The sequence below is a fragment of the Nitrospinota bacterium genome (assembly GCA_009873635.1).
Lineage (GTDB): Bacteria > Nitrospinota > Nitrospinia > Nitrospinales > VA-1 > LS-NOB.
On record WAHY01000003.1, the window covers coordinates 32,551 to 44,080 of the forward strand.

Here is an 11,530-nt window from a genome sequence, read left to right on the forward strand (position 1 = left end):
GATTGTTCCCAGGCTTGAAGAGCAAGCCTGGATCAAGGCATGCCCACCCAAAGATATCAATATGGAGATTATCAGGGACGAGATCGAAGAATCCTTTGACGAAACGGCCAGCGCCTTTCTATCTCACTTATCAAAGGTGAACCTGTTGCCGAAATAACTGGGCGTACTCCGATTCGGTGGCTATTAAGCTATCGTGGGTTCCTGCCTCTACCAGTTTTCCCTCTTTCATAACCAGAACACGGTCTGCCCCTTCCAGGGTCGACAGGCGGTGAGCAATGATCAAAGTGGTGCGCCCTGCCATCAGGGTGTTGAGCGCTTGCTTTATGTGGCTCTCAGTTTCTGTGTCCACGGATGAGGTGGCTTCGTCCAATACCAGGATGGGTGGATTTTTCAGGAATGTCCGGGCAATGGCAATGCGGTGTTTTTCTCCACCGGAAAGTTTGACACCACGTTCTCCAACCAGCGTGTCGTACCCGTCCGGCAGGTTTTTTATAAATGGATCCGCGTGCGATGACACTGCCGCTGATATGACTTGTTCCCGGTTTGCCTCAATGTTTCCGTAGAGAATGTTCTCTGCCACGGTACCGTTAAACAGGAATGGGTCCTGGGATACCAGTCCTATTTGCTCGCGGAGATATGAAATCTTCAGATGTTTAATAGGATGTTCGTCAATGAGAATGGAACCTGACTGGACATCGTAAAACCGCATGAGCAACTTAACTAGAGTCGATTTGCCACTCCCTGTGTGGCCTACCAGAGCCATCTTCTCTCCAGCGGAAATGGTAAAGTCAATATTTTCTACTGCCGGTTTGCCGGGGATATATGAAAAGTTCACCCTGTCAAACTGGATGGTTCCCCGAACATTGGTGGAGGGGAGAATGGCTTCCGAAGCTTCCTGCACTTCAGGAATAGTATCAATGATTTCGAATAAGCGTTCGCCTGATGCCAGAGCGTGTTGAAGCATGTGGTTGACAGAATGCAATTGGTTGATAGGTGTATAAAACAATGCAAGATATCCAACAAATGCAACCAAAGAACCAACCGTGATATCCCCGGCCTGCACCAGTCCGACTCCATAGAGGAGGATGAGGACTGTCCCAAGAGAACCGAAAAACATCATTGTTGGGGAGTAGAAAGCCCATAATCGCATGACCTCCAAAGTCCCATCGCAATAATCCCGGCTCCGCTTTTCAAATTGTTTGGTTTCATAGAGCTGGCGGTTAAAAGAAAGTGTTTCACGGATCCCTGAAATAGAGTCTTGCAGTTTGGCGTTCATTTTTGCCGCCCGCTTACGAACAACGTGATACTGGTCATGGGCTTTAGAAGTGTAGACCCAGGCGCCATACGCCAGGAGAGGAATTGGGAACAGGGCCACAATAGCCAGTTTCCAATGCATATAAAAGAGTATGATGGTGATTCCGATCAGGGTAAGGCTCGCGGTAACGACTTGTTCCACACCATCGATAAAAATCCGCTCTACATAGTTCACGTCATCATTTGCACGGGACATCAATTCGCCAGTAGAACGATTTTCAAAATAGTTCAGGGATAACTTTTGCAACGCACGGTAAACATCTGATCTTAAATCGAACACAACATTTTGTTCGACCTGATTGTTAATTATGATTCGACGATGGTTGGTGTAGTTCCTCATCAGGTAGACGATTGCCAAACCGACTATTGTTCCATATATCCACATGGATTCACTGTCTTCGACCAGACTGTCGACAACAATTTTGATCAACCAGGGCGGGACAAGATCCAAAAGGGTGGTAGAAATGGCTAAAAGCAGGGTCACCGCCACGTCTTTTCGATAAGGTTTTAAATAACTGAGGACTCTGGCAAGAGATTTCATGTTTTCCGGGTTCGGGCTGATATAATTAAAAAACCTCTAAATGCTGTCAACACATAAAGCGTTGAGTTATTAGAGGTACTTTAGGGCAACTTTAAATATTACTTTTGGCCGCGAGCGACCATTATTAAATAAAGCGTCGCGAGTTGCCACAAAGTAGAATCATCGAATTTCAAAAGTCCCTGGTAGGATTATATATAGTAACCTGCATATTACGAAAATGTTTTTGGGGGAAAAATGGAATACAGGAAGTTGGGAAGCAGTGATCTTGAAGTTTCAGTAATTGGTTATGGCGCCTGGGGAATCGGTGGAGCGCCTTTCTGGAATAATGAAGGGGATAACAAATCGCTGAATTCAATCAAAAAAGCGTATGACCTGGGGATTAACTTTTTTGACACGGCCCCGGTATATGGTTTTGGTCATTCAGAGGAATTGATTGGCAAGGCATTGAAACCGTTTCGCGATAAAGTGATTTATGCGACTAAATGCGGACTGCGATGGGACAAGAGCTCATTAAGCGCAATCCGTAAAGATGCCAGCAGAAGTTCCATTCTTGAAGAAATTGACCAGAGCCTGCAACGCCTGGATACGGATGTGATTGATCTTTACCAGGTTCACTGGCCCGATGTGGAAACGGATCAGAAAGAGACCATGGAAACCCTGCTGGAAATTCAGGAAAAAGGGAAGATAAGACATATTGGGGTCAGCAATTACTCTGCGGAACAGATCAAAGAATGTTTGAAATATGGAAAAATTGTTTCACTGCAACCGGAATTCAGTTTGCTGGCTCGCGAAATAGAAAAGGAAACTGTTCCCGTATGCCTGGAAAATGATATCGGGATCATTGCATATAGCCCTCTGGCATCAGGGGTCCTGACCGGTAAATATGATAAAAATACCAGGTTCGAAGATTGGCGGAGCAAGGGAATCATCGGTACGTTTACGGGTGAAGGATTTATAAAGAACATTGAAAAAGTAGACCGGCTAAAAGAAATCGCTGAGGCAGAAGGGAAAACATGTGGCCAGATGGCGATCAACTGGGTGTTGCGGCAACAGGGACTCTCAACGGCTCTGGTTGGCGTTAAAAACTCTGAACAGGTTAAAGAAAACCTGAATGCGGTTGGCTGGCAACCCTCACAGGATCATTGTAAAAGAATAGAAAAAATTTTTGAAATGGGTTGATAGAGAAATCATTTCAGGACGGCAACAAAAGGAGTTATTGATTCAGTATTATTGTTGCCAGGTGAATTGAATGCTTCAACTCTAAGAATACTTGTGTTTACATGGGGTTGGGGAAGGGTTACAATCTGCGTTAAATCCATATAAAATTGATTTATTCCGGCACCACTTATGATCAATTCTCGGGAATATCATTTAGGAGATAATCCATCCAATGAATAATAAGGCGATCCTCAGTATAATTATGGGCTCAAAGTCTGACTGGGAAACCATGCGTCATGCATCAGAAACTTTAAAATCACTTGATGTGCCGCATACAGTGGAGGTGGTTTCGGCGCACCGGACGCCGGACAAGCTGTTTCAGCATGCAGAAAACGCTGAGCAGAATGGTATTGAAGTGATCATTGCCGGAGCTGGAGGCGCTGCACATCTGCCTGGCATGATGGCAGCTAAAACTTCCCTGCCCGTATTGGGCGTTCCAGTGCAATCTAAAGTTCTCAATGGTGTGGATTCACTCCTTTCAATCGTTCAGATGCCCGCGGGAATACCCGTTGGAACCCTGGCCATTGGCCGCGCGGGTGCCATAAACGCGGCGTTGTTGGCCGCCAGTATACTGGCCAATAAATATCCGGAAATTAAAACCGCGTTGAAAAACTATCGCAGGCAACAAACCGATAATGTGTTGGCAGATCCTGATCCCCGGGAAGGCGATTAATGAATATCGGTATACTCGGCGGCGGTCAACTCGCCCGCATGATGGCCCAGGCAGGTCAGTCTCTTGGGCTAAGCTTTATGTTGATTTGCCCCAATAAAAACGCTTGCGCTGCTTCTTTTGGAACACATCTTTGCGCCTCTTATGACGATGAGCATGCACAGAAACGCCTTTCCGACTGGGCGGACGTGGTGACTTACGAATTTGAAAATGTTCCGTTGTCAACGCTGGAATCTCTTCAACAACAAGTATTGCTTCATCCTTCGTCTTCAGTTTTAGCTGTTGCAAGAGACCGCCTCATAGAAAAACGCCGTTTTCACTCCCTGGGAATTTCTACAGCCAAGTTTGCTCCCGTCGATTCTCTGGAAGATTTGACCCGGGCGTTGAAAGACATTGGCCTGCCAGCCATTCTTAAAACCCGTACTCAGGGGTACGATGGTAAAGGACAGGCTTTGTTGAGGGACGAACATGATATTGCGGCGGCTTGGGAACGGCTCGGTCAATCTCCATGCATCGTCGAATCGATGGTAAATTTTAATCGTGAGCTTTCTATCATCGCGGCTCGCGACCAAAGGGGAGCAATGGTTTATTATCCTATAAGTGAAAACCACCATCGTGACGGCATACTTCGTCTGTCGGTCAGTCGTTTGAACGATCCGTTACAAGCTGAAGCCAATGCCGCAATAAAAAAAGTGATGGACGACTTTAATTATGTAGGAGTCATGGCCCTGGAACTTTTTCAGGTCAATGATCAACTGTTCGCCAATGAGTTTGCGCCTCGAGTGCATAACACCGGCCACTTGACCATCGAAGCGGCTGAAACTTCTCAATTTGAAAACCACCTTAAGGCCATTTGTGGTATGCCTTTAGGGGCAACCACGTCGGCACGACCTGCTGCAATGGTCAATTTGATAAGCCGGTTGCCCGAAGAGGAACAAATACGATCGGTCCCTGGAGCCACACCTCATTTCTATGGCAAGGCAGAGCGACCCGGGCGCAAGGTGGGCCATATAACTTTAACAGGCGATGATTGTACGGTCGAAGAATTCGACCAACGTTTGGTGACTTTACTCCAGATTGCTGGCGAGAATGAATTAGCTGGTCAAAAATTCTTGAATATCGCGACTCAAACCAATTAATCGGCAACCGATTTGTAAATCGTATCGGGAAGCTGAACCCTGTATCCAAAAATTTAGTAAGTGTATGAAAAATCGAAAGTCTGTATTTTGAAATAGGTCAAACTACAGGCATGCTTATTATAAAGGTTGTTCCCTTTTCCTCCTCGCTTTCAACTCTGATCTTTCCTCCATCTTCCTCAATGATACCATGTGCTACAGAAAGCCCAAGCCCAGATCCTTCGCCTTCAGGTTTGGTGGTATAGAAAGGTTCAAATAGTCTTAGTCTGGTTTCCTCGTTCATACCCGTTCCCGTATCAGAGAAAGAAAACTGATGAAATTTCTTTTGTGTTTCGGCTGTTGCCAGTAAAGAAGTTATCGACGAATTTATCAGGTTTGGGGCCAATAGATATTTACTCAAACCAATAGACCTGGAGGATTTACTGGCTGGAATCGAATCTGCATTGAAATAAAATAAAAAGGCCGATCAACCTGCAAGGCCTCCAATAAAATCCGCCTGCTGAGTAAGGTCCGATGGATGGTTATTCGAATGCGAATACTTCAGGGGTTGGAGGCTCTTGCTGATCATCTGCCTTCACCATTTCGCTCAATTCTTTAGAGTTTCTCTGGATTTTTTCAATCAGAACCCCTGTTTTCGTGGATTGGGGTTCGAGTTGCTCCAGAGCCTGGTTCATGCTATGGATTATTTCATGAAAATTGGTCCTGCCACCCAATTTGGCATCAAGGTTAAGAATTTCTTTATGAAGCTTATTTTCCAGCAAGAGCAGGGTGTGGTTCACCTGGCTTTGCAGAAGACTGATGTGTGATTCGAGGTTTCTATGCTGGGCTCTTTGCAGGGTCTGATTCGTATATATAAAGCCAACTAATAAAACCGCCAGACCGGTGTAGAAAAGAATTTTTAGAGTGGTGGTATCACTCTTTCTTTTTTTCAGGGTTTCCCGGATGTCTTCCAGTTCGGATGCAAACTTTTCCTGAGCGGGGGTGCTTTCTTTTTGTGGGGTCGCTTTGCTTTCTTCGTTATCCATATCCTGAGTCCAATTGCTGATTAGAGTGTTGCCTTCATTTTATTGAGAGAGTTACCTTCCCAGATACTCCAAGTATAACCGAATGAGCGTATTCCCATAGAATAATGTTGTCAGGGTGCCTGCCGCAAGAAAGGGTCCGAACGGGATCAGGCTTTTCCTTGATTTTTTTTGTACAACGATCTGGAAAAGGCCGACGATAGATCCCAGGAGTGCTCCAAGGAATATAACCACCAGCACTTTTTTCCAACCCAGCAAAGCCCCTGCTGCCGCTATATATTTAATATCTCCTCCACCCATTCCTCCATTGCTGAGCACAGCGAGCAAATAAAATAACCCGCCTCCTAGGAAGAGTCCAAGCAGTGAGTCGACGTAGCCAATCGTATAACTGCCTGCCAAAAGCCCCAGGATTATGCCCGGCAGAGTGATCACATCAGGAATGATCTGATGTTCAATATCTATAGCTGTGATGATGACCAGCGTGGGAGCAACCACAGCATAAACTAAAAAATCGAATGACAACCCAAACTTAAAAAATCCAGCCAGCATGAGAACGGCTGTTACAGCCTCGATAGCTGGATAAATCGGTGAAATTCTTGTGGCACAGTTCCGGCACTTTCCACCAAGGATGATATAGCTGATAAGCGGGATGTTATCCATTGGCCTGACATCCGACGAGCATTTCGGACAATGTGATCCCGGGGTTACTACGGACTCTTTTTTAGGCAAACGGTGGATGCATACGTTGGTAAAACTGCCTATTGCCAACCCGAAACAGAATACTGCTGCAACTGATAAAGGATAAGGAATTGATTGGATAAATTCCATTCCTTACCATTTGCCTCCAAAGTCTGCACCTGCGATTTTTAAAGTCTCGTAGATAATATCGGTGGAAAACCCTCTTCGCTGAAGATATTGCGCCAGACGGCGTGCCTTTTTTTGAGGCTCCACTCCACTGAGGGATGCAAGTTTTTTACTGGCGCAGTCCAATGCAAGATCTTTTTCAGGGTGGGAATCGTACAATGCGTCTAGGGTGGTTTCGATAATATGTGAGTCAACACCTTTTGCGGAAAGCTCATGGCGCAAACGTTTTTTACCAAAACTTTTTACTTCTACGCGTGACCGGCTCCATTCCATTGCAAAACGGTGGTCATTGATATAGTTCAACTCTGTAAGGTTCTGAAGAGTTGTTTGGATTACAGAAGAAGGATGTCCCTTTTTTTCCAGATACTGGGCGACCTCTTTCTTGCTTCGATCCCGATAGGAAAGGCGCTTTAATGCCTGGGATTTAGCGATTTTGAGGGCTTCTTGATCCGGCATCGGACTTTTTATTTAATTCAGGAAGTTTTTGTGGTTTTTTTCTCTTTAGCTGAAGGTTCTTCTGGAGTCTCCGATTGATCTAAAGGTTGCAGACCAAGGGTTTCCCGCAATTTTGTTTCAATTTCGGCAGCCATATCAGGGTTGTCAACCAGGAACTTTTTGGAATTTTCACGGCCCTGACCAATCCTGTTTTCATTATAGGAGAACCATGTGCCGCTTTTGGAAATGATATTGTGGGCCACTCCAAGGTCAAGCAGGTCACCAGTTTTTGAGATTCCTTTACCATATATGATGTCGAACTCAACCTGACGAAAAGGTGGGGCCACTTTGTTTTTTACTACTTTGACACGGGTTCGGTTGCCGATGACGTTTTCTCCATCTTTCAACGCTGCAATACGACGAATATCCATGCGGACAGAAGAGTAGAACTTCAGGGCATTTCCCCCTGTGGTTGTTTCGGGGTTGCCAAACATGACTCCGATTTTCATCCGTATCTGGTTGATAAAGATCAGGCTGGTTTTTGATTTGTTGACCACACCCGCAAGTTTACGCATTGCCTGAGACATCAATCTGGCCTGCAGTCCCATATGTGAGTCGCCCATATCACCATCAAGTTCTGATTTGGGAACAAGGGCTGCAACGGAGTCGACAATGATCACATCTATTGCGCCGCTTCGAACCAGGACTTCAACGATCTCCAGAGCCTGTTCACCGGTGTCCGGTTGTGAGAGCAACAGGTCGTCTAAATCGACACCCAGATTTTTAGCGTATTCAGGATCCAGAGCATGTTCCGCATCAATGAAAGCGGCGACACCTCCATCCTTTTGCGCTTCCGCTATGATATGAAGCGTCAAACTGGTTTTCCCCGATCCCTCTGGGCCGTAAATTTCTATAACACGACCTCTTGGGACACCACCGACACCCAATGCATGATCCAAAGAGATAGAGCCGGTGGGAATAACACCGATTCCTTTAAGGCTTTCGGCTTTTCCCAGCTTCATTATGGAACCCTTGCCGAATTGTTTCTCGATTTGAGTGAATGCCAGATCCAGCGCTTTATCTCTATCGTCCGATCCCATCTTTTCTCCTTATCAATTTCAGTTTGCGAAACGAGGGCATATTATACCTTTAACCGGGTTGGGGATATTGGTTTTTCTGTAATTATTTTTTACTGATTTTGGAGTGTGTGGAGGCTGAATAGATATATTGCTAAAAGCTCATGATTTGACTGGGGTTTTGCTTTCCAAAGTCCGCTCAAATCCTAAAATGCTGGCGCGAAAACTCCTGTTTTTTATACGACCGTATTTTTTCAGGATCAGGCGTTTCATCACCTCTTTACATTCCTCGGGGGAGATCTCGCCTATTTCCAGCTTTTTTTTAAGGAAAGTAATATTTCTTGCCTCTAAAAGGGAACGCAAACCGCTTCTCATGGCATAATCCTTAATGGTTGCTTTTTGTGATTGAATTTTAAAAGCATACCAGCTTTTTTTGCTATTGTAAAGTATTGATTTATAATGAAATATGGATTTATCCCGGATGGGATTATTGCGGGCAATATGGTTTGAGGCGATGCGATGAAAATTTGATATTCTTTCAAGTGGGGAGCCTTATTAGTCGATGATGAATTATGGAATTATTTAATAAAAGAGTTTATTCAAGCCTTTTGATTCTATCCGGATTTTTGGTTTCTGGGTGTGGGGGAGGTTCTGAAACCGAGACTTCTTTGGGTATTACCGAGGGCCCGCCTCAGGTCAAGATCACATTGCATTCTCAGTTGGAACTGGATTATTCACTTGATCCAGACACTCAAGTACAGGTTTCGGAGGCAGATAAGGGTGAATTTGCTGGAGTGGATAAAGAGCTTATCGAAGGCGTTTATGCAAAGCTGAAAAAGACTGCGATGTTGAAGTCGAGAAAAGGACGACAGCCAGACTTTAAGTCCGATACTGAATACCAGTCTATCAATCGGTATGAAAATATTGAAAAGGGACGTTATTCCATTACTATAGAAAAAAGACCCCAAAGGTCTCAAGTAAGGGATACAGTCAAAATACAGGACAAGCCTTTGATCTTTGCTGGAAGAGGCTATAATATTTCTGCTTTTGAAAAAGAAAATAAACCAGCAATTGATGTAGATTACTCCACTCACCTCGTGGCTACCCTATCTGACCCCACTGGCAGTAACCTCATAGAGCACTTGGACCCTGACTCTGAATACTCCCGAGACACGAAATTTCTGGTTTACAACTCCACCCGTTCTGCTTATGGAAAACTGCCTGAACCGCTGGTTGAAAGTAAACCTGAGTCTCTACATAAAGCTGAACCAGATACTCCTTCGGAAAGAAACCCGGATTCGGTACTTTTATTTCCGAGGGGGCAGAAAAGTCTTTTGTTACTCAGGAAAGCGGAGAAGGAATTTGATCTTTTGACGGGGAATGAAGCGCTCAACAGGAAAAAATTCAAGGCTGGTCCCTGAACCAGTAAAAAAACACCCAAAATCCTACAATAAATAATCCGATAATAATTTTTCGGACGAGGCTGACTTGTGCTCCCCTTGGTTCTTCAGGAGAGGGCTGAAACCTGTGTGTTTTTTTATTTTCCTGACCTGTATCAGGTGTTTCCATTGAGTGGCCTTTAACATTAAAATGATGCCATATATTTTTAAGGAAATGGTTGCTATCGTCAAGCCAGAGTTTAATGGATAGCTCAATTTATGGTTTTTTGGATTTTGCGCAACGAAACCCGAAGCTGTTATTTTTAACTTCGGGAGTGAAAAAACTTCTATTGAAGGTAGGAGCGCTCAGTCCGCAACCGTATGAAAGACAATCGAACCAGGAGCCCCCTTTCAGCACCCTTTTATCCATACCGTATTCAGCCCGGGTGACAGGGTTTCCAGGATGCGGCAAATAGTAGCTATCCACCCATTCCCATACGTTCCCTGAGACATCATAGAGGCCATATGGACTACGACCTTCCGGGTAAGAACCAACAGGTTCTGTGCCGGTAGAATGCTTGTAGGGATTATTGGATTTATCCAACGTCCATTCATTACCCCAGGGATAAATAAGGCCTTCTTCACCACGAGCCGCCTTTTCCCATTCCTGTTCAGTTGGAAGACGTTTGCCAGCCCAGGAGCAGTATTCATCAGCATCGAACCAACTGACATAAACAACGGGGTGCTTTTCCTTGCCCTTTGGAATATTTCCTTCGGGCCAGTGAAAAGGATGACCTCTCTGCGTGGCATCTGCAAAAACTTTATAATCTGCATTTGTGACTTCATTCAAATCGATATAGAACGCTTCTGTTTCAGAAATGTGTTCTGGCGCTTCATCATCCCATCGCTCATTAGAGCCCATGATGAATTCACCGGCTGGAACATAGGCCATTGAGTTTAATTCTTTCTCCTTATCTGTAACCGGTTTTTTAGATTGAGTATCAGGCATTGCCTGAATGATAGATTTTAATAAAAGGTTATTACTGCCTGCGGGTTTAGGTGCTGAAAAAGGGGATAATGCAACCTTATCGTATGGTCCTACATGGCAGGATGCACACTCAGGTTGACTATATCTGTTTTTATTTGCCTTCAGAATGTGCTCAGACTGGTGGCAGGAGGTGCTGCATTCTTTTCTAAGTGGACCCATTTTTTCAAAAGACTCTGCGGTCAATGGGTTACCTGATTTCAAGATCAGGACAACAGCTAGAAAAAAAATAGACTTTAGTACGTATCTGGAATTGACTCTCATACTTCATATTTATAGGATGATTCTTTATGAGTCAAAAAAAAGTTTTGTATGAAAATGTTCTGGAGTGGTCGCTGTGAAGAATACTACCTGGAGATTGATCAAAGATGATCACGGGGATGGCAGGTTGAACATGGCTGTCGATAGAGCGATTCTTACCGCCTGCGATAGAGGGCAGGCTCCGGCTACTTTAAGGCTATATGGATGGGACAGGCCGACTCTTTCTATTGGATATTCCCAGAACGAAGTGAAAGATGTTGACACGAAGCAGTGTGAAAGACGGAATATACCTGTTGTCAGAAGATTTACTGGCGGAAGAGCCCTATTGCACCAATATGAGTTTACCTACAGTTTTGTGGGTCCTGTCCCTCATCCCGGATTTCCCGGAAATTTATCCGGAGACTTTTGTGCAATATCAAAAGCTGTGATCCTTTCCCTGAAAAAAGCAGGAGTCGAAAACCCTGAAATGGTTGGAAAAGAGAAAAGGGATTCAGCGAGAGGTCGGAATCTCTCTCCAGCCTGTTTTTCGGCATCTAATCACGGGGAAATCAGGGTGAATGGGAAAAAAC

The 11,530-nt window shown here is 44.8% G+C and carries 12 protein-coding genes; 4 read left to right on the forward strand and 8 right to left on the reverse strand.

The window, feature by feature from the left end; all coding sequences use genetic code 11:
• Positions 1–130: 130 nt before the first annotated feature.
• Positions 131–1,855: an ABC transporter ATP-binding protein gene (locus F3741_02860; GenBank protein ID MZG29739.1), complete on the reverse strand. Its 1,725-nt coding sequence runs from the start codon at positions 1,853–1,855 to the stop codon at positions 131–133.
• A 234-nt stretch (positions 1,856–2,089) separates the two neighbouring features.
• Here F3741_02860 and F3741_02865 point away from each other — a divergent pair, with 234 nt between their 5' ends.
• From F3741_02865 to F3741_02875, 3 genes are all read left to right on the forward strand, one after another.
• Positions 2,090–3,034: an aldo/keto reductase gene (locus F3741_02865; protein ID MZG29740.1), complete on the forward strand. Its 945-nt coding sequence runs from the start codon at positions 2,090–2,092 to the stop codon at positions 3,032–3,034.
• 211 nt (positions 3,035–3,245) lie between these two features.
• Positions 3,246–3,746 carry a 5-(carboxyamino)imidazole ribonucleotide mutase gene (gene purE, locus F3741_02870; protein ID MZG29741.1) on the forward strand — a complete coding sequence of 167 codons (501 nt, stop codon included), beginning with the start codon at positions 3,246–3,248 and terminating at the stop codon, positions 3,744–3,746.
• Entirely contained in the window at positions 3,746–4,882 is a 1,137-nt protein-coding gene (locus F3741_02875) for a 5-(carboxyamino)imidazole ribonucleotide synthase (GenBank protein ID MZG29742.1), read from the forward strand. Before purE ends, F3741_02875 begins: the two co-directional genes overlap by 1 nt.
• A gap of 97 nt (positions 4,883–4,979) precedes the next feature.
• Here F3741_02875 and F3741_02880 read toward each other — a convergent pair whose 3' ends face one another.
• The 6 genes from F3741_02880 to F3741_02905 form a co-directional block, all read right to left on the reverse strand.
• Entirely contained in the window at positions 4,980–5,162 is a 183-nt protein-coding gene (locus F3741_02880; GenBank protein ID MZG29743.1) for a hypothetical protein, read from the reverse strand.
• Between the two features lie 238 nt (positions 5,163–5,400).
• On the reverse strand, positions 5,401–5,904 hold the full coding sequence (locus tag F3741_02885) for a hypothetical protein (GenBank protein ID MZG29744.1): 504 nt from the start codon (positions 5,902–5,904) through the stop codon (positions 5,401–5,403).
• A 51-nt stretch (positions 5,905–5,955) separates the two neighbouring features.
• Positions 5,956–6,729: a prepilin peptidase gene (locus F3741_02890; GenBank protein MZG29745.1), complete on the reverse strand. Its 774-nt coding sequence runs from the start codon at positions 6,727–6,729 to the stop codon at positions 5,956–5,958.
• A gap of 3 nt (positions 6,730–6,732) precedes the next feature.
• A complete protein-coding gene (locus F3741_02895) occupies positions 6,733–7,221 on the reverse strand; it encodes a regulatory protein RecX (GenBank protein ID MZG29746.1) in 489 nt (162 codons plus the stop codon).
• Positions 7,222–7,238: 17 nt separating this feature from the next.
• The gene (recA, locus tag F3741_02900) at positions 7,239–8,300 is read right to left on the reverse strand and encodes a recombinase RecA (protein ID MZG29747.1); all 1,062 of its coding nucleotides are present in this window, start codon (positions 8,298–8,300) and stop codon (positions 7,239–7,241) included.
• A gap of 138 nt (positions 8,301–8,438) precedes the next feature.
• Positions 8,439–8,651 carry a hypothetical protein gene (locus F3741_02905; GenBank protein MZG29748.1) on the reverse strand — a complete coding sequence of 71 codons (213 nt, stop codon included), beginning with the start codon at positions 8,649–8,651 and terminating at the stop codon, positions 8,439–8,441.
• A gap of 197 nt (positions 8,652–8,848) precedes the next feature.
• On the opposite strand from F3741_02905, the gene F3741_02910 reads away from it, so the two are divergent.
• Positions 8,849–9,697, forward strand: coding sequence for a hypothetical protein (locus F3741_02910; protein MZG29749.1), 849 nt, complete (start codon positions 8,849–8,851; stop codon positions 9,695–9,697).
• A 235-nt stretch (positions 9,698–9,932) separates the two neighbouring features.
• On the opposite strand, the gene F3741_02915 is transcribed toward F3741_02910, so the two are convergent.
• A complete protein-coding gene (locus F3741_02915; protein MZG29750.1) occupies positions 9,933–10,862 on the reverse strand; it encodes a formylglycine-generating enzyme family protein in 930 nt (309 codons plus the stop codon).
• Positions 10,863–11,530: the final 668 nt, after the last annotated feature.

Bases quoted from the DNA above. Each gene is read 5' to 3' on its own strand.
- F3741_02890 (MZG29745.1), bottom strand. From the start codon at position 6,729: ATGGAATTTATCCAATCAATTCCTTATCCTTTATCAGTTGCAGCAGTA.
- recA (MZG29747.1), bottom strand. From the start codon at position 8,300: ATGGGATCGGACGATAGAGATAAAGCGCTGGATCTGGCATTCACTCAA.
- F3741_02865 (MZG29740.1), top strand. From the start codon at position 2,090: ATGGAATACAGGAAGTTGGGAAGCAGTGATCTTGAAGTTTCAGTAATT.
- F3741_02905 (MZG29748.1), bottom strand. From the start codon at position 8,651: ATGAGAAGCGGTTTGCGTTCCCTTTTAGAGGCAAGAAATATTACTTTC.
- F3741_02880 (MZG29743.1), bottom strand. From the start codon at position 5,162: ATGAACGAGGAAACCAGACTAAGACTATTTGAACCTTTCTATACCACC.
- F3741_02875 (MZG29742.1), top strand. From the start codon at position 3,746: ATGAATATCGGTATACTCGGCGGCGGTCAACTCGCCCGCATGATGGCC.
- F3741_02895 (MZG29746.1), bottom strand. From the start codon at position 7,221: ATGCCGGATCAAGAAGCCCTCAAAATCGCTAAATCCCAGGCATTAAAG.
- F3741_02860 (MZG29739.1), bottom strand. From the start codon at position 1,855: ATGAAATCTCTTGCCAGAGTCCTCAGTTATTTAAAACCTTATCGAAAA.
- purE (MZG29741.1), top strand. From the start codon at position 3,246: ATGAATAATAAGGCGATCCTCAGTATAATTATGGGCTCAAAGTCTGAC.
- F3741_02915 (MZG29750.1), bottom strand. From the start codon at position 10,862: ATGGGTCCACTTAGAAAAGAATGCAGCACCTCCTGCCACCAGTCTGAG.
- F3741_02885 (MZG29744.1), bottom strand. From the start codon at position 5,904: ATGGATAACGAAGAAAGCAAAGCGACCCCACAAAAAGAAAGCACCCCC.
- F3741_02910 (MZG29749.1), top strand. From the start codon at position 8,849: ATGGAATTATTTAATAAAAGAGTTTATTCAAGCCTTTTGATTCTATCC.